This is a genomic window from Sphingomonas sp. SRS2, from assembly GCF_000971055.1.
Taxonomy (GTDB): Bacteria; Pseudomonadota; Alphaproteobacteria; order Sphingomonadales; family Sphingomonadaceae; genus Rhizorhabdus.
Genome location: NZ_LARW01000115.1, coordinates 18453 through 43500, shown reverse-complemented (window position 1 = coordinate 43500; position 25048 = coordinate 18453). Strand labels below are relative to the sequence as shown.

Below are 25048 nucleotides of genomic sequence, written 5' to 3'. Positions count from 1 at the left end.
CCCCTGCAGGGGAGGGGTGAAGAGTTTGTCGCTCAATCCCGTCAGCCAAGGCGACATCGCGGGCGCGCCGCAAACAAAAAAATCGGGGCGGAGCCTTTCGGCCCCGCCCCTCCTCTCCTCCAGAGCTCTATAACCGGCACCGGAAGCGCGGAGAACCGCCATTTGCAGGCCGGTCTGGGCTGGATGGCGAGTTGCCCTCAGCCCGCCCAGTTGTCCCGGTCGTTGGCATCCGCGCGGAGCGTCTCGCCAAGGCGGTCGAGCCGCTGATGGATGACATTCTCTTCATTCGCGGTGAAGCGGTTGCCCGAGCGGCGCATCTTCGTCTCGTCGCGACGGATCGAGGCGAGTTCGTTGCGCGCACGGTTGGCTTCGGCCTTGCTGATCACGCCGCGCTCGCGCTGGCGGTCGATCCGCGCTGCGACGCGAGCCTCGCGGACGCGAACGTCGCGGCTGTTGGCGACGCCGCCCGGACGGCCAGCGGCCATGCCGGTCGAAACCCAGCGGCCACGGGCGTCATAATAGCCGGTGGCCTCGCCACGGACCCAGCGGCCGTTGGCGTCATAATAGCCGGGCTGGGTCTGCGCCTGCCAGTAACCGGTCGGCGTACCGTTGGAATTACGATCGGCGATCCAGCGGCCATTGGCGTCGTAACGGCCATAAGCGGGGCCGGAGACCCAGCGGCCATTGTCATAATAGCCGGGCGAGTTCGCCTGCACCCACTGGCCGTCGGCGGCGTAATAGCCGCTCACGCCCACCGGTACATAGCGGCCGTCACGGTCGCGATAGCCCGAATGGGACGGGTCGCCGTTGAACGACACCCAGCGGTTGTTGTTGTCATAATAGCCGTTGGGAGCGCCTTCGACCCAGCGGTTGTCGCGGTCATAATAGCCGCGCGCCGCGCTGGCATCGATGCGGTTGGCGTGCCAGCGGCCGCTCTCGTCATAATAGCCGTACGACACTTCGCAGCGGTCATTGCCGCCCTTGGCAAGCTGATTGCCCGCGACGCCGCCGGCGATCGCGCCGCCGATCGTTCCGACTTCCTTGTGACGGCCGCCGTCGATGACGCGGCCGAGGATCGCGCCGATGCCTGCGCCAGCGATGGTGGCGACGGTGCGACCCGTATTGTCCTGCTTGCAGACCGTGGCGGCCTGCGCGCTGGTGGAGCCAGCCGCAAGCGCGGCGATGCTGGCCGCGATAAGATATGTACGCATGTGTCTCTCCTGGAACCGACTTATTGCCGTTTCCCCCGCCGCACAGACGCTTCACATGGATCAATGTTCCGTTGGTCGCCGGTGGAACAACTGGTCGGCGGGTGGAGCCGGCCCGGCGCGGCGGACTTGACGGCCGCCATGGCCGGCACGCAGAACCGACGGGTCAGGAGATGCCGATGCGCTTGATCATCTTCGCCGCCGCCACCGCCGCAACGCTGGGCGCGCTGTCCCCCGCTCTGGCCGTGAATCTCCCCGGATCCGAACCCGAAAAGCTGACCGCGCTGCCCGACGACTGGCTCGACGAGGATGTGGACGCCAACAGCGCCGGCAGCGGCCGCACCGTTGCCGCCGACGCCTCCGATGTCGCCGAAAGCGGCAGCAGCAGCGACGAGCGGCTGGCCGGCAATGCGGAGGAGTGCCGGCAGGGCAGCGGCGCCACCGGTGCGATCCTCGGCGCGGTGGCGGGCGGCCTGCTCGGCAATATCCTCGACGGCGGCCGCCACCGCGCGGCGGGGACGATCGTGGGGGCCGGCGGCGGCGCGCTGCTGGGCCGCGAGGTCGAGAAACGGCGCGGCTGTAAATAGGCCTTCCCCTCCTCTTTCTCCCCTCCTCGCCTTCTTTCTCCCCTCCCGCATGCGGGAGGGGAAAGAGGATGCGGAACGGTGAAAACCCCATGTCCCCCAGATGAACAGGACGTAGTTTCCTGTTCACGCAACCTTTGCGGAGCCGTTCCGTTCTCCCCCCGTCCATATCGGACTGGAGAGATTCAATGCGTAAGTTCATTCTGGCAATCGCCCTGGCCGCCACCATCACGCCCGCGATGGTCGTGAGCCAGCCGGCCGCCGCGCAGAGCCGCGAAGACCGCCGCGATTGGCGCGAAGAGCGTCGTGACGATCGCCGCGACGACCGCCGGGAATGGCGCGAGGACCGCCGCGAAGCCAAGCGCGACTATAAGGAAGCCCGCCGCGATCAGCGCCAGGCCTATCGCGACTGGAACCGCTACGACTATAACCGTCCCGATCCGCGCTATGGCCGCACCTATGACGCGCGCCGCTATTATCGCGACGGCCGCTATTATCAGGAACGCCGCCTGACCCGCGCCGACCGCATCTATCGCGGTAATGACGGCCGCTATTATTGCCGCCGAGACGACGGCACCACCGGCCTGATCATCGGCGCGCTCGCCGGCGGCCTGCTCGGCAATGCGATCGACAATGGCCGTTCGTCGACCCTCGGCACCCTGCTCGGCGCAGGCGGCGGTGCGCTGATCGGCCGCTCGATCGATCGCGGCGACGCACGCTGCCGCTAGGCTGATCCACGCCCGCAAGCGCACAGGATCTGGACCCCGCTCATGGACGCGCATGGGCGGGGTTTTTCTTGGGCTTGGGACGGCCTGTCGCCGGGATGAACGTGCCGTAGTTTACGATTCACGCAACCTTTGCACAGCCGTTCCGTTCTTCGCGCATCACTTCGGAACGGGAGAGATCCGATGCGTAAGTTTCTGTTGGCCGCGGCGCTCGCCGCCACCGTGCTGCCTGGCACCGCCGCCTTCGCCGACCCGCCCCCCTGGGCCCCCGCGCATGGCAAGCGCGCCAAGGACGATTGGCGTGACCATCGCCGCTACGACTATAACCGTCCCGACGCCCGCTATGGCCGCACCTATGACGCGCGCCGCTATTATCGCGACGGCCGCTATTATCAGGAACGCCGCCTGACCCGTGCCGACCGCATCTATCGCGGTAATGACGGCCGCTATTATTGCCGCCGGTCGGACGGCACCACCGGCCTGATCATCGGGGCGCTCGCTGGCGGCCTGCTTGGCAACGCGCTCGACAATGGCCGCTCGTCGACCCTCGGCACCCTGCTGGGCGCAGGCGGCGGCGCGCTGATCGGCCGCTCGATCGACCGTGGCGAGGCGCGCTGCAGATAAACCTTCTCCCTCCCCCCGCGCGCGGAAGGGAGGATCAGTAAGTTGCGTAGAGTAAGTGTATGTTGCGTATCGTTTGACCCGCCCCTCGTTACGCCGAACCGGCGTGGCGAGGGCGGATGTCCGTCAGGGGCCACCTACGATCGCCTGATGGTGTTTCTGTTTTGTTCTGGTAATTCCGGCGATATTCTGCTACGCGATCCGGTTTGACATCGGCGGCGCCCTCATCGCGCACCGCCCCGGAGCGACGCTATGCAGAGCCATTCTATTTTTCCCGGCAAGGGTCGCCCGGCGACCATCGTCGCACCGGTCGAAGGGGCTGCATCGGAAAAAACACAAAAACGCATGATCAACCCCATGCACCCGGAGTTTCCGCGAACGAGTCGCATCTGGCCCGCTCCGGCGCCCGGCGATGGCGCGCTGTGCGTCGCGCTTGACCCCGCCGCCGCGCCGCGCCAATCCGGCGCAGCAACGAGGCGGGGATTTCCATGACCGACATGACAGCGACACCGCCATCGACACGGCGCATCCTGCTGGCCAGCCTCACCGGCACATCGGTCGAGTTTTACGACTTCTATATTTTCGCGACCGCCGCCTCGCTGGTGTTCGGTCCACTGTTCTTCGGCGGGTTCGAACAATCAACCCAGCTGATCTGGGCCTATACACTGCTCGGCCTCGCCTTCCTGTCGCGGCCGCTCGGCGCATGGGCGTTCGGGCATTTCGGCGACCGGATCGGCCGCAAGTCCACCCTCGTCGCCTCCCTGATGGTGATGGGGCTGTCGACGCTGCTGATCGCCTTCCTGCCATCCTATGAGACGGCGGGCTGGATCGGCGCTTTCCTGCTCGCGGTCCTGCGCTTCGGCCAGGGTTTCGGGCTGGGCGGCGAATGGGGCGGCGCGGCGCTGCTTGCGGTCGAGAACGCGCCGCCGAACATGCGCGGACGCTATGGCATGTTCCCGCAGCTCGGCGCGCCGGTCGGCTTCATCGCCGCCAATGGCCTGTTCCTGATCCTCGGCATGGCCATGACCCAGCAGCAGTTCATGGACTGGGGCTGGCGGCTGCCCTTCCTGGGCTCGGCGGTGCTGGTCGGCGTCGGCCTGTGGGTCCGTCTCAAGCTGACCGAGACCGCCGCCTTCCAGGAAGCGATGGCGCATTCCGAGCCTGCCAAGGTGCCGATCGCCGAGCTGTTCCGCGACCATCTCGTTCCCACCGTCGCGGGCACCTTCGCGGCGGTCGCCTGCTTCGCGACCTATTATCTCGCGACCGCCTTCGCGCTGGGCTACGGCACCGCGACGCTCGGCATCCCCAAGGAGACTTTCCTGGGCGTCCAGCTCGTCACGATCCTGTTCATGGCCGCCGGCATCCTCCTCGCGGGCTGGTGGTCCGACGTGAAGACCCCACGCTATGTGCTGATCGCCGGCTGCATCGGCACGATCGGCACCGGGCTGCTGATGGGGCCGATGTTCCTCAGCGCCGACCTCACCATCATCGCCGCCTGGCTCGCGCTGGCGCTGTTCATGATGGGCTTCGTCTACGGGCCGCTCGGCGCATTCCTGCCGTCGCTGTTCCCGCCGCGCGTGCGCTATACCGGCGCGTCGATGACCTTCAACATCGCCGGCATCCTCGGCGCGGCCCCGGTGCCCGCGGTCGCGCAATATCTCTCCGACCATGGCGGGCTCGGCTATGTCGGCTTTTATCTGAGCGCCTCGGCGTTGCTCAGCCTCGTCGCGCTGTGGTGGACCCGCCACCATGATGCTAAAAGCGTCTGATGTTCTTCGGCTTCCTCGACGAGCTGCGCGCCGCCGGCATCAAGGCCAGCCTCAAGGAGCATCTGACGATGCTCGAGGCGATGCAGTCCGATGTGATCGGCTGGTCGTCCGAAGAATTCTATTATCTCGCCCGCGCCACCTATGTGAAGGATGAGGGGCTTCTCGATCGTTTCGACCGGGTGTTCGCCAAGGTGTTCAAGGGCGCGCTCGAGCCGGCGCCCGAGGGGCACGACATCCCCGAGGAATGGCTCAAGGCCATCGCCCAGAAATATCTCACCCCCGAGGAGATGGCGAAGATCGAGTCGCTGGGGGACTGGGACAAGATCATGGAGACGCTGAAGCAGCGGCTCGACGAGCAGAAGGGCCGGCACCAGGGCGGCAGCAAGTGGATCGGCACCGGCGGCACCTCGCCTTTCGGCAATGCCGGCTATAATCCCGAAGGTGTGCGGATCGGCGGCGAGAGCACCCATAAGCGCGCGGTGAAGGTCTGGGAAAAGCGCGAGTTCCGCAACCTCGACAATGACATCGAACTGGGCACTCGCAACATCAAGGTCGCGCTGCGCCGGCTGCGCCGCTTCGCGCGCGAGGGCGCGGCGGAGGAGCTCGACCTCGAAGGGACGATCGACGGGACCGCGCGGCGCGGCTTCCTCGACATCCATATGCGCGCCGAGCGGCGCAACGCGGTCAAGCTGCTGCTCTTCCTCGACATCGGCGGATCGATGGACCCGCATGTCAAGCTGTGCGAGGAGCTGTTCTCGGCGGCGACCGCCGAGTTCAAGCATCTCGAATTCTTCTACTTCCACAATTGCGTCTATGAAGGCGTGTGGAAGGACAACAGCCGCCGCTTCAAGGAGCGGACCCCGACCTGGGACGTGCTCCACAAATTCGGCCATGACTATAAGCTGGTGCTGGTCGGCGACGCGTCGATGAGCCCTTACGAAATCAGCCAGCCGGGCGGCTCGGTCGAGCATTTCAACGAGGAGACGGGGCAGGTCTGGCTGCAGCGGCTGACCAATGTCTATTCGTCGGCGGTGTGGCTCAACCCGACCGCCGAACCCTATTGGATGCACAGCCAGTCGACCCGGATGATCCGCGACCTGATGGACAACCGCATGTTCCCGCTGACCCTGTCGGGCCTCGACGATGCGATGCGGAACCTGTCGCGGAAGAAGTGATTCAGGCAATCCAAATCGTCATGCCAGCGAGGGCTGGCATCTCAGGAGAGGTTCGAGACCTCCGATCCGTCCGTGCCGCACGAGATCCCAGCCTTCGCTGGGATGACGGTCAGGCCTCGTGAATCACCCCGCCCGTCATCGCCGCGGGCACCCCGGTCGTCCCCGGAAAGCTGATAGGATCCCCCTTCAGCGCGCGGACCGCCATATAGGCGAAGCCCTCCGCTTCGGTCGCGTCGCCGTTCCAGCCGAGCGCCTCGATCGGTTCGGCGGCGATCCCGGTCGCGGCGGAGATCATCGCCATCAAGGTCGGGTTGTGCCGCCCGCCCCCCGCGACGATCAACCGCTTCGGCGGCGCGGGCAGGTGGCGCAGCGCCAGCCCGACCGTCTCGGCGGTGAACGCGGTCAGGGTCGCCGCGCCATCGGCGGCGGACAGGCCGCGCGCTGGATCCATGGTGAAGTCGGCGCGGTCGAGCGACTTGGGCGGCGGCGCGTCGAACCACGCTTTGTCGAGCATCGCGCCCAGCACCGCCCGATCGACCGCGCCACGCGCCGCGAAGGCCCCGCCGGCATCATAAGGCGATCCGGTCTCGGCGAGCATCCAGTCGTCGATCAGGCCGTTGGCCGGCCCGGTATCGAACGCGATCACCGCCTGTTCGTCCGTCGCCAGCCAGGTGATGTTGCCGACGCCGCCCAGGTTCAGCACCGCGACCGGGCCGTCCATCCCGGCGGTCAGCGCGCGGTGATAGACCGGGAGCAGCGGAGCGCCCTGCCCGCCCGCCGCGACATCGGCCGAGCGCAGGTCGTTGACCACGCGGATGCCCAGCGCACGCGCCATCGCCGCGCCGTCGCCGATCTGCCAGGTCCAGCCGCGATCGGGCCGGTGCGCGATCGTTTGCCCGTGGAAGCCGATCACGTCGATGGCGGCGGGATCGAGGCCCGCCCCGGCGAGCAGCTGTCGCACCGCGAGGATGTGGCGATTGGTCAGCATCGCCTCGGCCTCGACGATCTTCGGGCTCGGGCGCGGCTTCTCGAAGCTCAGCGCCAGCGCCGCCGCCTCGCGCAGCTGTTCGCGCGCCTGGGCGCTATAGGGATCGGAGCGGAAAGCGATCGGGCGAATATGCGCCGCGCCGTCGGTCTCGATCAGCGCCGCATCGATCCCGTCCAGCGAAGTGCCCGACATGAGGCCGATTGCGAGCATGTTCGTCATCACCGGCCTCTCCCCGTCACCGCAGCCATCGCTGGCATGACGATCGAGGCAGATCAAGGTGACAGCGGCAGACCGCCCATGCTAATCGCCCGCGCGTCATGACCGAATACAGATCCGACCTGCTGCGCCTGCTCGAAACGCGGGGCTATATCCATCAGATCACCGATGCGGAGGGGCTGGATAAGCTCGCCGCGACCTCGGTCGTCCCCGGCTATATCGGCTTCGACCCGACCGCGCCGTCGCTGCATGTCGGCAGTCTGGTCCAGATCATGCTGCTGCGCCGGATGCAGCAGGCCGGGCACAAGCCGATCGTCCTGATGGGCGGCGGCACCGGCAAGATCGGCGATCCGAGCTTCAAGGACGAGGCCCGCCAGCTGATGACCGGCGAGGTCATCGCGGGCAATGTCGCCTCGATCAAGCGCATCTTCGAACGCTTCCTGACCTTCGGGGACGGCCCCACCGACGCGGTGATGGTCGACAATGCCGACTGGCTCGACAAGCTGGAGTACATCCCCTTCCTGCGCGAAGTCGGCCAGCATTTCTCGATCAACCGGATGCTCAGCTTCGATTCGGTGAAGCTGCGGCTTGATCGCGAACAGTCGCTGAGCTTCCTCGAGTTCAACTACATGATCCTGCAGGCCTATGACTTCATGGAGCTGGCCCGCCGCCGCGATTGCCGGTTGCAGATGGGCGGATCGGACCAGTGGGGCAATATCGTCAATGGCATCGAACTGAGCCGCCGCATGCTGGGCAGCGAAGTCTATGGCGTCACCACGCCGCTGATCACCACCGCCGATGGCGGCAAGATGGGCAAGACCATGTCGGGCGCGGTGTGGCTCAATGAAGAGTCGCTGCCCGCTTATGATTATTGGCAGTTCTGGCGGAACACCCATGACAAGGATGTCGGCCGCTTCCTGAAGCTGTTCACCGACCTCCCGCTCGACGAGATCGCCCGGCTGGAGACCCTGGAGGGCCAGGAGATAAACCAGGCCAAGATCGTCCTCGCGAATGAGGCCACGACGATGTGCCGGGGACCGCAAGCGGCGGCAGCGGCGGCCGAGACCGCGCGGCGGACCTTCGAGGAGGGTTCGGTGGGCGGCGATCTGCCGACTCTGGCCGTGGGCGATGAGGGTATCAACATCCTCGACGCGGTCGTGCAGATCGGCTTCGCTGCGTCGCGTGGCGAAGCGAAGCGGAAGCTGGAAGAAGGCGCGGTGCGTATCGATGGCGTCGCCATCTCCGATCCCGCGCATGCCGTGAACGCTCCCGCCAAGCTCAGCCTCGGCAAGAAGAAGCACGGGTTGCTGACGCAATAGCATGATCCGCACCATCCTCCTCGCCGCCGCTCTCGTCTTCGCCGTCAACGCCAAGCGCGCGCCGTCTCCGCTCGACGGGATCGCCGAGGACTATGTCCACCTCACCCTCGAAGCCGGCCAGCGCGAGGAGGGCTATGTCGATGCCTATTACGGTCCCGAAGCCTGGGCCGCCGAGGCGAAGGCAAAGCCGCGCGATGTCGCCACGCTGCGCAAGGACGCCCGCGCGCTCGCGGCGAGGCTGGCCGCGATCAAGCCCGCGAAGCTGACGCCCGACGACCGTATCCGCCGCAGCTTTCTGGCGGCGCAGCTCAAGGCGGCCGAGACCCGGCTGGCGATGAAGGCCGGGGTGAAGTTCAGCTTCAGCGACGAGGCCCTTGGGCTGTTCGGTGTCCGCCCGGTGGTCCGGCCACTCTCCAGCTATGACGCCACCCTCGCCGAAATCGGAAGGATCGTGCCGGGCGACGGCCCGCTGTGGAAACGCGTCGACGATTTTCAGGACCGCTATATCGTACCCACGGACAAGCTCGAACCCGTCATGCGCGCCGCGATCGCCGAATGCCGGGCGCGTACCGCCGCCCATATCGCGATGCCGGAGCAGGAGCGGTTCGAGCTCGAATTCGTCACCGGCAAGAGCTGGTCGGGCTATAACTGGTATAAAGGCGATGCCCACAGCCTGATCCAGGTCAACACCGACCTGCCGGTCCGGGTCAGCCGCGCGGTCGATCTTGGCTGTCACGAAGGCTATCCGGGGCATCACGCACTCAACATGCTGCTGGAGCGCAATTACGCGCGGGCGAAAGGCTGGGTTGAATATACCGTCTATCCGCTGTTCAGCCCGCAAAGCTTCATCGCCGAGGGGTCGGCCAATGCCGGCATCGATCTCGCCTTTCCCGGTGACGAGAAGGCGCGTTTCGAGGCGGCGAAGCTCTATCCGATCGCCGGGCTCGATCCCGCGACCGCCGCCGCCTACGACAAGCTGCTCGACCTGCTGCATGGACTGACTGGCGCGCGCACGACGATCGCCGCCGATTATCTTGACGGCAGGATCGATCGAGCGACCGCGCTCGACCTGATCCAGAAATATCAGCTCGTCAGCCGCAAGCGCGCCGAACAGTCGCTGAGCTTCACCGACAATTATCGCAGCTATGTGATCAACTATGGTCTGGGCCAGGACATGGTGGCAGCCGATCTGGCGCGTGCCGGCGAATCTCAGGCAGCGCGGTGGAAGCGGATGGAGGAGATCATTTCGCGGCCGACGTTGCCGTCGCAGCTGCGCCGCTGACAGAAACGATCCGGCCATAGCCCGATGGTCGAATAAATCCCGCTTAACCCCCTGCTAACCCTGCGCGTTAACATGCTGGCAAGCCGCATGGGCAATTCTCATGTTGAAACAAGGACATGAGATCATGACCCAGCCAGTATCAACCCTGACCTCGCAGACCGACGAGGACACCAAATTCGCCGAGCAACGCCGCGCACCGCGCGACGACGTCGCGCTGCCAACGCGGATGTTCACACAGGACAGCGCCAGCGACGTGCTGTTGGTGAATATCTCACCGCTGGGCTTCATGGCCCGCGAATATGGAGAGACGCCCAAGGGCACGATCGTTCGTCTGGCGCTGCCGCGCCTCGGCCAGGTTTCGGCGAAGGTGGTGTGGTCGCTCGGCGGCCGCGTCGGCGCCGAGTTCATCAAGCCGATAGACAGCTATGCCTATGCCGCGATGCTCAACGCCGCACGAGCCAAGCGTCAGCGCTGGCCAATGGGCTGACGCACCGGCGGCGCGGTTCCCCCGGCTGCGCCGCCACCATTTTATCTAGCCGCAATCCGGGCTGGCAGATAACTTCATCTACATCGAAATCGCTTTATCCGGCTCGTAGCAGGCCCACCGCCGCGTCGCGTTCGAACAGGTAAAGTGCAGTGCGCGCCGCCTGTCCCCGCTCGCCCTCCAGTCCGCCATCGCGATCGACAAGCAGGCGCGCGTCCTGGGTTGCCGCGTCGATCAGCGCGGCGGTGCGTTCGGGCCCGGCGAGCCGGAACTCGGCCTCGCCCGACTGGCGCGTTCCCAATATTTCGCCCGCTCCGCGCAGCCGCAGATCCTCTTCGGCGATCCGGAAGCCGTCATTGGTCTCGCGCATCAGCGCGAGACGCGCGCGCGACGTCTCCGACAGCGCGTTGCCGCGCAACAGCAGGCAGGTCGACCGCTGGTCCCCGCGCCCGACCCGTCCACGCAGTTGGTGGAGCTGCGCGAGGCCGAAGCGGTCGGCTCCCTCGATGATCATCAACGTGGCGTTGGGTACGTCGACGCCGACCTCGATCACCGTCGTTGCGACCAGCACGCCGAGCCGGGCCGCCTGAAACTCGGCCATCACCGCATCCTTGTCGGGCCCCTTCATCCGGCCATGGACGACGCCGACCTTATCCCCGAACAATTGCCGCAGGCTCTCTGCCCGGCTTTCGGCAGCGGCGAGGTCGGACTGTTCGCTCTCCTCGACCAGCGGGCACACCCAATAGGCCTGGCCGCCTTTGGCCATATGCCGCCCGAGCGCCCCCGCAATCTCGTCGAGCCGTTCGCCCGCGATCACCCGGGTTTCGATCGGCTGGCGGCCCGGCGGCATTTCGTCGAGCCGGCTTACATCCATCTCACCATAATGGCTGAGGGTCAGGGTACGCGGGATCGGCGTCGCAGTCATCACCAGCAGATGTGGTGGCCGTTCGGCCTTGTTCTGGAGCAGCATCCGCTGCGCGACGCCGAAACGGTGCTGCTCGTCGACCACGGCGAGCGTGAGATTGCGATAGGCCACCTTGTCCTGGAAGATCGCATGGGTGCCGACGAGGATATCGATCGATCCGTCCGCCAGCCCCATCAGGGTCGCCTCGCGCGCCTTGCCCTTTTCGCGCCCGGTAAGGATCGCGACATTCACCGGCAGGCCCGCGAGGGTGCGGCTGAGCGTCTCATAATGCTGGCGGGCGAGGATCTCGGTCGGCGCGAGAAGTGCGCCCTGCGTGCCCGCCTCGACCGCAATCAGCAGCGCCATCGTCGCGACCAGCGTCTTTCCCGACCCGACATCACCCTGAAGCAGCCGGGTCATCGGCACCGCCTGCGCGAGATCGCCCTCGATCTCGGCCACCGCGCGCGATTGCGCTCCGGTCGGCGCATAGGGCAGCTTCAGCGCGTCGCGCAGCCGGCCGTCACCCTTGAGTGGATTGCCCTTGCGCCGCCGCGACGAGGCGCGGACCAGCATCAGCGCAAGCTGGTTGGCAAACAGCTCGTCATAGGCGAGCCGCGCCCGCGCCGGTTCGTCGGCGGGATCGGCATGGACGCGGACCAGCGCGTCGCGCCAGCCCGGCCAGCCGCGCGCGGCGAGCAGGCTCGGTTCGATCCATTCCGGAAGCTCCGGCGCGCGGGCGATCGCCTGCTCGGCAAGCTGGCCCATGCGCCGTGTCGTCAGGCCCTCGGACAGCGGATAGACGCTCTCGCGCGCCGGCAGGTCGACCGCCTCGGCAGGCGGCAGGACATGATCGGGGTGGACCATCTGCAATTCCTGCCCGTAAAGCTCGAGCTTGCCCGAGACGATACGCGGCTCCCCGATCGGCAGCAGCTTCTTGGCCCAGCCGGGATTGCCGCCAAAATAGACGAGGCTCACGACATTGCCCGCCTGGTCGGTTGCGCCGACCCGAAACGGCCCGCGCCCGCCCGAGGCGCGGTAGCTGACCGGCACGACGCGCACCGTGATGATTCGTCCGCTGTCCTCGGCCTCGACCGTGTCGACCGGCTTCCGCTCGATCGATCCGGTCGGCAGGTGAAACAGCACATCGGCCACGCGTTCGAGGCGCAATTTCTTGAGGGGTTTGGCCAGCGTAGGCCCGACGCCCTTCAGTGCCTCCACTTCGGCGAACAACGGATTGAGAATATCGGGGCGCATCGTCTCTTTCATTGCCGCATTTTTCGAGCCGCCCCGTGATTGCACGGGGCCCCAAAATGCTTAGATGCCTTCTATCGTGTCGTCGGCTGGCTTCCAATTGCCTGCCGGCCAATTTGCATCGGAAGATCATGGATCGCGACAATCGCATCAAACGCCTGCGCTTCCGCGCCTGGCACCGGGGTACCCGGGAAGCCGATTATATGATCGGCGGCTATTTCGACCGGCTCCATCAGGACTGGGACGATATCGCGTTGACATGGTTCGAGGGACTGCTCGACCAGGAAGATGTCGACATCATGGGCTGGGCGATCGGAACCATCCCGGTTCCCATCGAATGGCAGGGGCCGATGATGGAGCGGATGCAGCGCATCGACTACATCGATATTCCGCAGTGAAGAGACCCTTCTAAGCCGTCACCCCAGCGAGAGCCGGGATCTCCCTGCCTTCCCGATGAAGCAAGGAGAATGAGATCCCCGCTTCAGCGGAGATGACGAGGAACAGAACCAACGCAATGACCGATCTCCAACGCATCCTCAAAGCCGGCGAAGCGCTGACCCTCGCGCGGGCGCCGGCAGGGTTCCAGCCCTGGCTGCTCGCCGATCTCGCCCGCGCCGCGGCGGCGCGCGGCGGACGGCTGATATTTGTCGCGGCCGACGATCAGGCGATGCAGGCTATCTCCGACGCGGCAGGCTATTTCGCGCCCGAATTGTCAGTGCTTCAGTTCCCGGCCTGGGATTGCCTGCCCTATGACCGCGCCAGCCCGGCGCTGCGCGCGACCTCCGAGCGGTTGGCGACGCTGCATGCGCTCCAGACGAAGCCCCAGGGGCCAGTGCTGGTCGCCACCACGGTCAACGCGATCACCCAGCGGTTGCTTACCCCTTTCCGCATCCGCCAGCTGGTCGCGCGGCTCGCGCCCGGCGAACGGATCGACCGCGACAAGCTGGCCGCGCTGCTTCAGGCAAACGGCTATGTCCGCACCGACACCGTCACCGATCCCGGCGAATATGCGGTGCGCGGCGGGCTGGTCGACCTGTTCCCCTCGGGCGAGCCGCATGCGTTGCGCCTCGACTTCTTCGGCGACGAGATCGAGAGCGTCCGCCAGTTCGACGCCGCGGATCAGCGCACGATCGGCACCATCAAGGGCTTCACCCTGCTCCCCGCATCCGAAGCGCTGCTCGACGAGGAATCGATCAAGCGATTTCGTGGCCGCTATCGCGAGCGTTTCGGCGCGACCGCCACCGGCGATCCGATCTATCAGGCAGTATCCGACGGGCGGCGACTGGCGGGGATGGATCATTGGCTGCCGCTGTTCGAGGAACGGCTGACGACGCTGTTCGATCATCTTTCGGAGGACGATCTGATCCTGCGCGAGGCGGGGTCGATCAAGGCCGCCGAGGGGCGTTTCGAGGCGATCACCGACTATCACGCCAACCGCGTCCGCGCGCGCAGCGCCGATCCCGGCAGCTATCGGCCGCTCGAACCGAACGAGCTCTACCTGACCGCCGGCGAATGGGAAGGCACGGTCGTCGACCGGCCGATCCATCTGATCACCCCCTTTGCCGAGCCCGAGAGCACCCGTGTGATCGACCTGGGCGTCGACGCCGCACGCGACTTCGCGCCCGAGCGGGGCCAGGGCGTCAACATCTACGACGCGGTCGTCGAGCATGTCGAAGCGCTGGGCAAGGCGGGCAAGAAGGTCATCCTCGCCAGTTATTCGATCGGCGCGCGTGAGCGTTTCGCGGGGCTGCTCAAGGATCATGGCCTCGAACGCGCGCCCTTCGCCGAAAGCTGGCAGGAGGCGCAGGGCCTGGCGCCACGCGGCGGCGCGGCGCTCGCCGTCCTCCCGCTCGGCCATGGCTTCACCAGCGGCGATATCGCTCTGCTCACTGAGCAGGACATGCTCGGCGACCGACTGGTGCGGCGGCAGAAGCGCAAGAAATCGGCCGATGCCTTCCTCGCCGAGCTGGCCACGCTCAGCCCCGGCGACCTCGTCGTTCATATGGACCATGGCATCGGCCGCTATGAAGGGCTGACCTCGATACCGGTCGGCACGTCGCCGCACGACTGCGTGGCGCTGAGCTATGCCGGCGGCGACAAGCTTTACGTCCCGGTCGAGAATATCGACGTGCTCAGCCGCTATGGCGCCGAGAGCGAAAACGCGCAGCTCGACAAGCTGGGCGGTGTCGCCTGGCAGAGCCGCAAGGCGCGGATGAAGGAACGCATCCGCGAGATCGCGGGCGAGCTGATCAAGACCGCCGCCGAACGCGCGCTGCGCCCTGCCGAGGTGATCGAACCCGAGAGCGGCTATAACGAGTTCGTCGACCGCTTCCCCTATCAGGAAACCGAGGATCAGGACCGCGCGATCGCCGAGGTGATCGAGGATTTAGGCGCGGGCAAGCCAATGGACCGGCTCGTCTGCGGCGATGTCGGCTTCGGCAAGACCGAGGTGGCGCTACGCGCCGCTTTCGTCGCGGCGATGGCGGGGATGCAGGTCGCGCTGGTGTGCCCAACGACGCTGCTCGCGCGCCAGCATTTCAAGAATTTCGTCGACCGCTTCCACGGCTTCCCTGTCAATGTCGGCCATCTCTCGCGCCTCGTCACGGCCGGGGACGCGCGCAAGGTGAAGGACGGACTGGCGGACGGATCGCTCGACATCGTCATCGGCACCCATGCGCTGCTCGCCAAGGGGATCGAGTTCAAGCGGCTCGGCCTCGTCATTGTCGACGAAGAGCAGCGCTTCGGCGTCACCCACAAGGAGCGGCTGAAGACGCTCAAGACCGACGTCCACATGCTGACGCTGACCGCGACACCGATCCCCCGTACGCTTCAGATGGCGATGTCGGGCCTCCGCGAGCTGTCGGTGATCCAGACCCCGCCGGTCGACCGGCTCGCGGTGCGCACCTATGTCGCGCCGTGGGACGAGGTGGTGGTGCGCGAGGCGCTGCTGCGCGAACATTATCGCGGCGGACAGAGCTTTCTCGTCACCCCGCGCATCAAGGACCTCCCCGATATCGAGGACTATCTGCGCAAGGAAGTTCCCGAGGTCAGCTATGTCGTCGCCCATGGCCAGATGGCGCCGAGCGAGGTCGAGGAGCGGATGTCGGCTTTCTACGACAAGAAGTTCGATATTCTCGTTTCGACGACGATCATCGAGAGCGGGCTCGACATCCCATCGGCCAACACGCTGATCATCAACCGGGCCGACAAATTCGGATTGGCGCAACTCTACCAGCTGCGCGGGCGGGTCGGCCGGTCGAAGACGCGCGCTTATGCCTATCTGACGACCGGCAACCGCACGATGACCGAGACCGCCGAGAAGCGGCTCCACATCCTCCAGAATATCGACACGCTGGGCGCGGGCTTCCAGATCGCCAGCCACGACCTCGACATACGCGGCGCGGGCAATCTGCTCGGTGACGAGCAGTCAGGGCATATCAAGGAGGTGGGCTTCGAACTCTATCAGTCGATGCTGGAGGAGGCGATCCTCGAAGCCAAGGCCGGCGGGCTCGCGGAGGCAAAGCGCGAAGCGTTCAGCCCGCAGATCAACGTCGACGCACCGATCCTGATCCCCGACGATTATGTCCCCGATCTCGATCTGCGAATGGGCCTCTACCGCCGCATGAACGAAGCGGAGACCAAGCAGGAGATCGAGTCCTTCGCCGCCGAGATGATCGACCGCTTCGGGCCGCTGCCCGACCCGACCCAGAATCTGCTGATCGTGATCGAGACCAAGCTAAACTGCCGCAAGGCCTGCGTTGCCAAGCTCGACGCCGGCCCGCGCGGCGCGCTGGTGACGTTCCACAACGACAACTTCCCCGAATTGCCGGGGCTGCTCGCCTATGTCGACCGGATCGGCGCAAAGCTGCGCCCCGACAGCAAGCTGGTGATCACCCGACCGTGGCCGGATGCCAAGGCGCGCCTGAACGGCGCACTGCAGCTTTCACGGGGGCTGGCGAAAATCCTGAGCTAAACGGCGTATGCCGCCCTGCCGTCAGAGCAATGGTTCTTCGGCGGGCGCCATCAGTGCGCTGTTGCTGGTCAGCATCGCCGCCAGCGCCGCGCTGTCGACCGGCGGCGAGCAGAGATAGCCCTGGTAGAAATTGCAACCTTCGCGCGCGAGAAGCGATAGCTGGGCCTTGGTCTCGACCCCCTCGGTGATCACCGAGAGGCCGAGCGACCGCGCCATATCGATCACGCCGCGCACCACGATCCGATCGCGGGTCGATCCGGTGATGTCTTCGGCGAGGGTCTTGTCGATCTTGAGATAATCGAGCGGCAACGCCTTGAGATAAGCCAGGCTCGAATAGCCGGTGCCGAAATCGTCAATCGCGACGCGCAATCCCGCGCGCCGCAGCTGCGCGAGCAATTCGGCCGCGCCAGCCAGATCCGCGATCAGCCCGCTTTCGGTGACTTCGACCGTCAGCCGATCGCGCGGGAAGCCGGCGTCATCGACCCGGCCGAGGAAATCCTCGACAAAATTGGGCCCGGCGATGTCCGCGGAGGTGACGTTCACCGACACCCGCAGCCGGCTCAGCCGCTCAGGCCAGGCCGCCGCGAGCTGGAGCGCGCGTTGCTGAACATGGCTCGACAGCTGGACGACGAAATCGGACCGCGCGGCGGTCGCGAACAGCGGAACCGCACCAAGCTCGCCAAGCTGCGGATGCCGCCAGCGCGCGAGCGCCTCGACTCCCATGATCACTCCAGTGGCGATGTCGACCTGCGGCTGAAACAATATATCGATCTGATCATGGTCGAGCGCGCGGCGCAGATCGATCTCGAGCTGATTGCGGCGGTGCGCCTCGGCTTCGCTGTCGGCATCGAGCGCACGGACCATCCCTGTGTCGCCGTGCTTGGCGGCGGCGAGCGCCGCGGCCGCGCGCTGGAACAGTGTGGACGCATCACGTCGTCCATCCGGATCGACCGCGGCGACGCCGACGCGGCACGACAAGGGGATCAGGGATTCGCCCGAGACGAATGGCCAGGCGACGCTTTCGACGAGCCGGTTCGCGATCAGTTCGGCGCTTTCGGCCGTCACCGGCGACCCGAGCGCGATCGCGAATTCCGAACCCGCGGATCGCGCGATCATCGAATTGCCGAGGCCGATACGGTCGATCACCCGCTCGATCCGCCGGGCAACACCCTGAAGCACCGCATCGCCGGTCGCGCGTCCAAAGGCGGCGTTAACCAGCCCGAAGCGCATTATCCCTAGCATCAGCAGGGCGCAACGCGGTTCGTCGGCACGTTCGTCGGCCAGCCGCTCCTCGACCCAGACACGGATCCGGTCCGCCGAGGGCAAGCCGGTCAGCATGTCGCCGCCTTCGCGCTCCGCACTTCCATCGGGCCGGGTCGCCTCGATCCAGGCGACCACCGCGCCGCGTTCCTCATCGAAGGAGATATGATGCGCCAGCTTATCGCCATGAGGCATGCTGCGATGCGCGAAAGCGGTGCCCCGGCCGCTGGCAAGCAGCCGGTCGATCGCTTCGCGCGCGACCCGCCGGCTCGGCTTGTCCATCATCCGCACCAGCCGCATCGCCGGGACGGTTTCGCCGCTCACGCCGATCCGCTCGGCGAAGGCCGGGCTGATCCGTACCATCCGGTCGCCCGGCTTCCAGATCCAGGCCTCCGACTCGGCCAGCCGCAACCCCGCCCGATCGGACGCCGCACGCCCGCCCCCCGCGACCCGCTCGACCAGCCGGCTGGCGAAGCGCAGCGCCATCGCCAGTTCCGCTTCGGAGAAAGGCGCCGCGATATAATGGGTCGCACCGGCCTCGTAGAAGCGGTCGAGGGTCGCGATATCTTCGACGATCACGAGTAATGCCGCGCCCGCCGAACCCGCCGCCGAGGCGAGTCCCTTGCATGCAGCGATCGCCTCCTCGGTGGCGCCTCGGGCATCGACCATCGCAACCGCCGCGCCGGAGGCGATGAAGCGCCGCGTCACCGCATCGGCGCGACGAGCCGCGATCACCTGGCAGCCAGCATGCTCCGCCATCACCGCCAGATCGTTACGATGATGGAACGACAACAGGAAAAGCGGCAGCTTTGCCGGGCCGGCGCCGATTCCGACAGCTGCTTCGCGCGCGCGCTTACCCCGGTTCATTGCTGGTGTGTTATCGTATTGGCACGGCAAGGCCAATCGCAAAGCGCCGCCGCGACATGGCGATCTTTGCGGTCCGCACTGCTTCCTATGCTTGGCGGGGGCGGCCTGCTAGGATATTTCCATGGCGCTTATGAAACCGCAGCAGACAACAGGAACCGACCCCCTCGCCGACAGCTTCGGCCGGCGCATCTCTTATCTGCGCCTGTCGGTAACGGACCGGTGCGACTTCCGCTGCCGCTACTGCATGCCCGAACGTATGCAGTTCCTGCCCAAGCGCGAGATATTGACGCTCGAGGAACTGGCGACACTGGCCGACGCGTTCATCGCACGCGGGATCCGGCGGATCAGGTTGACCGGCGGTGAGCCGCTGGTGCGCCGGGGTATCGACGATCTGGTTCGCGCGATCGGCCGCCGGATCGGCGACGGCCTCGACGAACTCACCATTACCACCAATGGCAGCCAGTTGCGGGGCCATGCCGCCGCGCTGGCCGATGCCGGCGTCCGGCGGATCAACGTCAGCCTCGACAGCCTCGACGCCGATCGTTTCGGATTCATCACGCGCGGCGGCGACCTCGCCACCGTGCTGGACGGCATCGCCGCGGCGCGTGACGCCGGGATTGCCATCAAGATCAACATGGTCGCGCTCAAGGATTTGAACGAGGCCGAGATCGAGCCGATGCTGCGCTGGTGCGCCGCCGAGGGACATGATCTTACCCTGATCGAAACGATGCCGCTGGGCGAGATCGAGGACGACCGCACCGATCGCTATCTGCCGCTCGACGGCGTCCGCCGCGATCTCGATCAGCGTTTCACGCTGAGTCCGGTCGACTATCGTACCGGCGGGCCGGCGCGCTATGTGCGGGTCGAGGAACTCGACGCCAAGCTCGGCCTGATCACGCCGATGACCAATAATTTCTGCGACGGCTGCAACCGGGTTCGCGTGACCGCGACCGGCCAGATCTACATGTGTCTTGGCCATGACGACCGGCTCGACCTGCGCGGCGCGCTGCGCGAAGGCGGGCCGGGCGACATCGACCAGCTGCTCGATCGGGCGATGCGGATGAAGCCGGAGCGCCACGCGTTCCGCATCGACACGCCCGGGGCGGCCCCCACCGTTACGCGCCATATGAGCGTCACCGGCGGATGACCGAAAAGCGGATGGCGCTCGTCGCCTCGCCAACGCCCGCGTCGCAGGAAGCCGCGACCGAACTACGCGGACTATATGAATGGCATCCGATCGAGCGAGCCGACATGGTCGTGGCGCTGGGCGGCGACGGCTTCATGCTGCGCACGCTCCACGGGATGCTCGACCGGCACCGAATATTGCCGGTGTTCGGGATGAACCTCGGCACGGTCGGTTTCCTGATGAACGACTGGCGGCCGGACCTCCTCGAGCTCCGCATCCAGCACGCCAAGGCGATCACGGTGCTGCCGCTGCGGATGGACGCCACGACGGTGGGTGGCGAGCGGCTGACGATGCCAGCAATCAACGAGGTATCGCTTCTCCGCGAAACCCGCGAGACCGCCAAGATCGAGGTGCTGGTCGACGGGCGCGTCGTCCTGCCCGAACTGGTGTGCGACGGCGTGCTGGTGGCGAGCCCGGCAGGATCAACCGCCTATAATCTATCGGCGCAGGGGCCCATCCTGCCGCTCGAATCCTCGCTGCTGGCGCTCACCCCGATCAGCCCCTTCCGGCCGCGGCGCTGGCGCGGGGCGATCCTTCCCAACAAGAATGCGATCTCCTTCCGGGTGCTCGACGCGGTCAAGCGCCCGGTGAGCGCCGTCGCGGACCAGCGCGAAGTGCGCGACGTGGCGCATGTCAGCGTCAGCATCGACCGGACGAGCCCGCTGACGCTGATGTTCGACCCCGAACATGCGCTGGACGACCGTATCACGATGGAACAATTCGCGTCCTGAGCCCGGAAATACAGGCGCTTCGGCAGCCACGTTAACCCCATCCTCATCAACTGTTCCTAAAGGCTTGCAACCCGCAAGAAGGCGCTGCTATAGGCGCGCCTCGCCTTAGGCGAAGAAGTGTTCCCCGGTAGCTCAGCGGTAGAGCGTTCGACTGTTAATCGAATGGTCGCCTGTTCGAATCAGGCCCGGGGAGCCATTTTTCTGACCGCTAATGGCGGCATTCGAGCCACCTCCGATATTGGCAGAAAATGCCCCACTTTCCGTGGGTTTGCGTCCGCGATTTCGCGGGCGATCGGACAGAGACGCTTTTGGCCGACGGCTATGGCGCGAAATAGGGCCAGGTCTCTGAGGCCCTGTTTAGTGACACTGGGAATGTGCCAGCGGCTTCCAGCGGGGACGAACGAAAAAGGGCGGCACCGAGGCGCCGCCCTATGACTCTCATGTGCTGGAGTTCAGCCGAAGCCGAGCATGGCTCGCTGCTGTTTCCAGTCCATCGGGAGGTCCGAGCTTCGCATCAGCTTGCGGGCCGATAGACCCGCCGGCTGCGACCCTTCGAAGATCGCCGTGGTGATGTCGGGTGCCAAAAAAGCGAAGCGAGCGATCCGCGCGAGATGGTTGCGCGCCTGATATTCCATGTCGTCCGCGATGGTAGGCGGCTTGCCATCAAGCCCCAACATGCGTCTCGCCTGATGTGCCTGCACGATCAGTTCGACCAGCTTAGGATCGCGCCGCGATGAGCATGCGGATGCATCGAACTGAATGGTGAGCTTCACGTCGGTGCCGCGACGGACCATCAGCGTCGGGATGCTCAGCTCGATGGGATCGTGATCCGATTCGACCATCTCAATCCCCAGCCGTCGACCCAGCGATCCATGATCGATCTTCGCCTCGACACGATCGGCATGGACGATCACCCGCGCTTCCAGCTCCAGTAACAATGCCCGCTGATCCGATGGCGCCATTGTAGGGATGCTCCGATGAAGCAAACCCGCGGAACGCATGAGATCCGCCGTCTCATATCCCTCGCTGTCGTGCTGGGGATAGAGCATCGTCAGCCCAGCTCGATCAGCGATGAGGCTCTCGAAGCTCTCGATTACAGCTTTCTCGATATCCCGGGCAGCGATCCGAATCGGTCGCGGATGCGGCCCCTCCCCTTCATCGACCGAATTATAATAGCGGTAACGCACATCGCCTCGGCTCGCATGGCTCGGCGTCATCCTGCGTCCTTCGCCATCTCGGATCATCCCCGCCAGCAAGCTGACCTCATTGGCATTGGATTGATGACGGCGCTCAACCCGATTCGAGGCGAGCTTCTCCTGGACCGCCGTCCACAGCGCATCGTCGATGATCGCTTCATGCTCACCGGGATGGGCTTCGCCCTTGTGGACGACCATACCTCGATAAAGCTCGTTCCCGAGGATATGATAGAGCGCGCCGGGCATCATGGTCTTGCCGCCCCAGGTCTTTCCGTCCTCGTTGCGATGCATTTTGGAAGTGATGCCTTTCGACCGCAGCTCTGCGGCGAGATCGTAGACGCTTCCGAGCTCGACATAGCGGCGCATCATGAAGCGGACGGTTTCGGCTTCGGTTTCATTGACGATGAGTTTGCGATCGCGAATGTCGTAGCCGAGCGGGCAATTGCCGCCCATCCACATGCCCTTGCGCTTCGACGCCGCGACCTTGTCGCGGACCCGCTCGGAGATCACCTCGCGTTCGAACTGGGCGAAGCTCAGCAGCACGTTGAGCGTGAGCCGCCCCATGCTGGTGGTCGTATTAAACGACTGGGTGATGCTGACGAAGCTGGCGCCTGCGGCATCGAGCACGTCGACGATCTTGGCGAAGTCCGACAGCGCCCGGGTTAGGCGATCGACCTTATAGACGACGATGACATCCACCTTCCCGGTCTCAACATCGGCGAGGAGCTGCTTGAGGCCCGGCCGGTCCATATTGCCGCCGGTGAAGCCGCCATCGTCATAATAGTCCGGAACCAGTGTCCAGCCTTCGTGACGCTGGCTCATGATATAGGCCGCGCAGGCTTCGCGCTGGGCATCGAGGCTGTTGAACTCCTGGTCGAGCCCCTCCTCGGTCGACTTGCGCGTGTAGATAGCGCAGCGAATCTTCTCCCGGCGCTGCGGCTCCGGCGCCCTGCCCCGGGTCATGCCGCCGCTCCGGCAGTCTTGGTCAGTCCGAAGAAGCGAGGGCCCGACCAATGCGCGCCAGTGATCTTGCGGGCGATCTCGCTGAGCGAGCCGTAGCGCTCGTCCCGGTAGAGATAAGCCTCATCGAGGATCATCACCCTGTGCGTGCTGCCGCGCCACTCGCGGACGAGCTGCGTACCGGGGCGAAGCGTGGCCGATGCGGATGCTTTGATCTCCCCGCCCCGCCCCACCTGCCGCACGAGAGTGTCGACCTCGCGGACCAGCTTGGCGGAAAGGCCGCCCCTGGCTTTCTCCTGCAGGCGGCTGGCGATGGCGAGCGCCAGCAACCGGTGGCCGAGCGGTGGTGCGGCGTTGCCGAACGTCTGCAGCCATTCTCCGCGCAGCTGCGCCGGCGACATCGTCGCCAGCGCAGCCAGTTTGTCGTCAAGCCTTACCATGTCAGGCGGCCGTCGCGATCTGGTAGCGGGTAATTCCCGCAACCTTCTCGCTGCTGATCGGGTGGCCCTTCTTGCGCAGCCCCGTCAGGGCTGCCCGCGAGGTGTGGGGGAGCCAGCCCGTCAGCTTGACGATGTCGGTGAGCGTCGCTCCGCTGTCGCGCTTGAGCAGGTCGATCACCTGCGCCTGCTTGCTGGCCGGGCGAGCCGGTACCGGTTCGACCCTGGCATCGGTCGCCGGCTCAGGGGCGCCGTTCGCATCATCTACGGGGGGATCGGTGATCGCGCGACCCGCGTCGGTGATCACGACGCCGATGGTGAGATCGCCGTCGCTGCGCCAGGCCTGCATCGCTGACATACCCTCGCGCTCAATCGCGAACCCGTTCTTGATAAGCGCTTCGACCGCCTTGCGGATGCGCCCGGCCTGAGCCCCCAGACTCTTGGGCGGAGGTAGTAAACTGCCGTCTTCACGCTGGCAGGCGCTGGTGAGCAGCACGAGCTGGATATCGGTGAGTTTTGTCATGTGGGTGGTCCTTATCCGGGCCGACCCTATTGTCGGTCCCACCACCCAGAGCCCCGCCGGTCGCCCGGTCGGAGCCTGCGCCGGCGCGTTCAGCCGGTGCGATTCACACGAACAGCAATGCTTGCTATCGCAATGAAGTCGAGCGAATTGTGCGACCCAAAATGCTGGATATGGACTGTGCGACGGGTTCCGGCCTTGGTGGAGGCGGAGGTGCCCATGGACCAGGAAGAACGCGCTGAGCTTGTCACTCGTATATTCGCGCGGATCACCAGTAAGCTCGAAGACGCTGCGGCCGACGCGATGGAGGGGCAGTCCAAAGAAGCGAACGAACGTGAGCAGATTGCACGAGCCGAGCGTATCGAGACGAGCGCGCGTGATATTCAGCTGATGGCCGAGGCGGCCGCAGCGATACTGCGTCAAGCGTGTCAATCGGCGCGCAAACGGGGCTCTGACTCAAATTCCGTGCAGATTTGACAAGATTGAAAATCAGCATTGAAGCGTGACCCCCACAGAAATTCGTTCAAACGATTGATATAATTGCCGAAATTCCTCCTTCGCCAGGGTCAAGATCGGCGCCGATTCTGACCCTGCACCAGTCAATATTTTCCATTTCTCTCAGTAAGTTAGCCTGACCAACCTCAGGGGTCCCGCTTCAGCGCTTATTCACACCTTGGAGATCGTCTCGTGGGTCTTCGACAGTTCCTGCAGATCGTTGATCCCGGCCGCCAGCGGATCGACATAGCGCTGCGTCGCGCCAATCCGCAGCATGTGCAGGATGACCTGAGCGTCCTTCGGGTCGTTCTTGTCCCAGCCGTTATGCAGCGCCTCGCGCGTGCGGGCGGCCTCCAAAGTGTTGTCTCGACAACTTCACTTTAGACACCTGCTGGTCGGCCATGGCTTGCCCTGATGAAGCCTGCGGCCGCTTCGCGGCCTTGTCTTCATCAGGGCCACCGCGGCTCCCGAACCGGCGCTTCCCAATGTGCTACGGCACCGAGCTGACCTCGTCGGCTATCCTGCGCTGGTCGCAGGAGCGCCGGGTCGAGTGGCACTACATAGCCCCTGGCAAGCCGATGCAGAACGGCTTCGTCGAAAGCTTCAATGGCCGCCTGCGGGACGAATGCCTCAACGAGACGCTGTTCACGTCGCTGGCCCATGCCCGCTTCGTACTCGATGCCTGGCAGCATGACTATAACCACGTCAGGCCACACTCGAAACTGGGCGGGCGCACCCCCGCCGAGATCGCCGGCCAACGTATCTGGGGGCATGCCCCCAGATACGTTGCCATCACCTCAACCAACCATCATGAAGGAGCCGGACTCTACCTCTGACTGGTAACAATCCGGGGAGCCCGTCACCGCCATGATCTTGGCTGCGAGGGTCGCAACGTCA

General features: G+C 65.6%; 20 protein-coding genes, 1 tRNA gene and 2 pseudogenes. 15 read left to right on the top strand and 8 right to left on the bottom strand.

Features of this window, described 5'->3' with window-relative positions:
* Positions 1-197: 197 nt before the first annotated feature.
* Positions 198-1211 carry a glycine zipper 2TM domain-containing protein gene (locus tag WP12_RS18695; protein ID WP_046195204.1) on the bottom strand — a complete coding sequence of 338 codons (1014 nt, stop codon included), beginning with the start codon at positions 1209-1211 and terminating at the stop codon, positions 198-200.
* Between the two features lie 176 nt (positions 1212-1387).
* Here WP12_RS18695 and WP12_RS18690 point away from each other — a divergent pair, with 176 nt between their 5' ends.
* From WP12_RS18690 to WP12_RS18670, 5 genes are all read left to right on the top strand, one after another.
* Positions 1388-1795, top strand: a complete 408-nt coding sequence (locus WP12_RS18690; RefSeq protein ID WP_046195212.1) for a glycine zipper 2TM domain-containing protein — start codon at positions 1388-1390, stop codon at positions 1793-1795.
* A gap of 185 nt (positions 1796-1980) precedes the next feature.
* Positions 1981-2520, top strand: coding sequence for a glycine zipper 2TM domain-containing protein (locus WP12_RS18685; RefSeq protein ID WP_046195203.1), 540 nt, complete (start codon positions 1981-1983; stop codon positions 2518-2520).
* A gap of 180 nt (positions 2521-2700) precedes the next feature.
* The gene (locus tag WP12_RS18680; RefSeq protein WP_046195202.1) at positions 2701-3141 is read left to right on the top strand and encodes a glycine zipper 2TM domain-containing protein; all 441 of its coding nucleotides are present in this window, start codon (positions 2701-2703) and stop codon (positions 3139-3141) included.
* A gap of 485 nt (positions 3142-3626) precedes the next feature.
* On the top strand, positions 3627-4907 hold the full coding sequence (locus WP12_RS18675) for an MFS transporter (RefSeq protein WP_046195201.1): 1281 nt from the start codon (positions 3627-3629) through the stop codon (positions 4905-4907).
* Positions 4907-6082 carry a vWA domain-containing protein gene (locus WP12_RS18670; RefSeq protein WP_046195200.1) on the top strand — a complete coding sequence of 392 codons (1176 nt, stop codon included), beginning with the start codon at positions 4907-4909 and terminating at the stop codon, positions 6080-6082. Before WP12_RS18675 ends, WP12_RS18670 begins: the two co-directional genes overlap by 1 nt.
* A 109-nt stretch (positions 6083-6191) precedes the next feature.
* Here the strand turns inward: WP12_RS18670 and WP12_RS18665 are convergent, their stop codons facing one another.
* Positions 6192-7280, bottom strand: coding sequence for an anhydro-N-acetylmuramic acid kinase (locus WP12_RS18665; RefSeq protein WP_046195211.1), 1089 nt, complete (start codon positions 7278-7280; stop codon positions 6192-6194).
* 107 nt (positions 7281-7387) lie between these two features.
* On the opposite strand from WP12_RS18665, the gene tyrS reads away from it, so the two are divergent.
* From tyrS to WP12_RS18650, 3 genes are all read left to right on the top strand, one after another.
* On the top strand, positions 7388-8605 hold the full coding sequence (gene tyrS, locus WP12_RS18660; protein ID WP_046195199.1) for a tyrosine--tRNA ligase: 1218 nt from the start codon (positions 7388-7390) through the stop codon (positions 8603-8605).
* A gap of 1 nt (position 8606) precedes the next feature.
* Positions 8607-9887 (top strand): hypothetical protein, encoded by a 1281-nt coding sequence (locus tag WP12_RS18655; RefSeq protein WP_046195198.1) that lies wholly within the window; start codon positions 8607-8609, stop codon positions 9885-9887.
* Positions 9888-10011: 124 nt separating this feature from the next.
* Positions 10012-10374: a PilZ domain-containing protein gene (locus WP12_RS18650; RefSeq protein ID WP_046195210.1), complete on the top strand. Its 363-nt coding sequence runs from the start codon at positions 10012-10014 to the stop codon at positions 10372-10374.
* Positions 10375-10468: 94 nt separating this feature from the next.
* Here the strand turns inward: WP12_RS18650 and recG are convergent, their stop codons facing one another.
* A complete protein-coding gene (gene recG, locus WP12_RS18645) occupies positions 10469-12529 on the bottom strand; it encodes an ATP-dependent DNA helicase RecG (RefSeq protein WP_046195209.1) in 2061 nt (686 codons plus the stop codon).
* A gap of 128 nt (positions 12530-12657) precedes the next feature.
* Here recG and WP12_RS18640 point away from each other — a divergent pair, with 128 nt between their 5' ends.
* Together WP12_RS18640 and mfd are read left to right on the top strand one after the other, a co-directional pair.
* On the top strand, positions 12658-12924 hold the full coding sequence (locus WP12_RS18640; RefSeq protein ID WP_046195197.1) for an FAD assembly factor SdhE: 267 nt from the start codon (positions 12658-12660) through the stop codon (positions 12922-12924).
* Positions 12925-13040: 116 nt separating this feature from the next.
* Positions 13041-16499: a transcription-repair coupling factor gene (mfd, locus tag WP12_RS18635; protein ID WP_046195196.1), complete on the top strand. Its 3459-nt coding sequence runs from the start codon at positions 13041-13043 to the stop codon at positions 16497-16499.
* 21 nt (positions 16500-16520) lie between these two features.
* On the opposite strand, the gene WP12_RS18630 is transcribed toward mfd, so the two are convergent.
* Positions 16521-18626: a putative bifunctional diguanylate cyclase/phosphodiesterase gene (locus WP12_RS18630; RefSeq protein WP_046195195.1), complete on the bottom strand. Its 2106-nt coding sequence runs from the start codon at positions 18624-18626 to the stop codon at positions 16521-16523.
* A gap of 121 nt (positions 18627-18747) precedes the next feature.
* Between WP12_RS18630 and moaA the strand changes: the two genes are divergently transcribed.
* The 3 genes from moaA (at position 18748) to WP12_RS18615 (ending at position 20739) form a co-directional block, all read left to right on the top strand.
* On the top strand, positions 18748-19773 hold the full coding sequence (gene moaA / locus WP12_RS18625) for a GTP 3',8-cyclase MoaA (protein ID WP_046195194.1): 1026 nt from the start codon (positions 18748-18750) through the stop codon (positions 19771-19773).
* Positions 19770-20543 (top strand): NAD kinase, encoded by a 774-nt coding sequence (locus WP12_RS18620; protein ID WP_046195193.1) that lies wholly within the window; start codon positions 19770-19772, stop codon positions 20541-20543. Before moaA ends, WP12_RS18620 begins: the two co-directional genes overlap by 4 nt.
* 121 nt (positions 20544-20664) lie before the next feature.
* Positions 20665-20739 (top strand) — tRNA-Asn (locus tag WP12_RS18615).
* A gap of 256 nt (positions 20740-20995) precedes the next feature.
* Here the strand turns inward: WP12_RS18615 and WP12_RS18610 are convergent.
* From WP12_RS18610 to WP12_RS18600, 3 genes are read right to left on the bottom strand one after another with little or no spacing between them, the layout of a single operon-like run.
* Complete coding sequence (locus tag WP12_RS18610) at positions 20996-22702, bottom strand: recombinase family protein (protein ID WP_046195192.1); 1707 nt, start codon at positions 22700-22702, stop codon at positions 20996-20998.
* Complete coding sequence (locus tag WP12_RS18605) at positions 22699-23139, bottom strand: DUF2924 domain-containing protein (protein ID WP_046195191.1); 441 nt, start codon at positions 23137-23139, stop codon at positions 22699-22701. Before WP12_RS18605 ends, WP12_RS18610 begins: the two co-directional genes overlap by 4 nt.
* Position 23140: 1 nt before the next feature.
* Positions 23141-23659, bottom strand: a complete 519-nt coding sequence (locus WP12_RS18600; RefSeq protein WP_046195190.1) for a DUF3489 domain-containing protein — start codon at positions 23657-23659, stop codon at positions 23141-23143.
* Positions 23660-23875: 216 nt separating this feature from the next.
* Between WP12_RS18600 and WP12_RS18595 the strand changes: the two genes are divergently transcribed.
* Positions 23876-24133 (top strand): hypothetical protein, encoded by a 258-nt coding sequence (locus WP12_RS18595; RefSeq protein ID WP_084691236.1) that lies wholly within the window; start codon positions 23876-23878, stop codon positions 24131-24133.
* 195 nt (positions 24134-24328) lie between these two features.
* On the opposite strand, the pseudogene WP12_RS18590 reads toward WP12_RS18595, so the two are convergent.
* Positions 24329-24499 (bottom strand): annotated as a pseudogene (locus WP12_RS18590) (IS110 family transposase); the annotation flags it as partial.
* Positions 24500-24645: 146 nt separating this feature from the next.
* On the opposite strand from WP12_RS18590, the pseudogene WP12_RS18585 reads away from it, so the two are divergent.
* A pseudogene (locus WP12_RS18585) lies at positions 24646-24987 on the top strand (integrase core domain-containing protein); the annotation flags it as partial.
* Between the last annotated feature and the right edge of the window lie 61 nt (positions 24988-25048).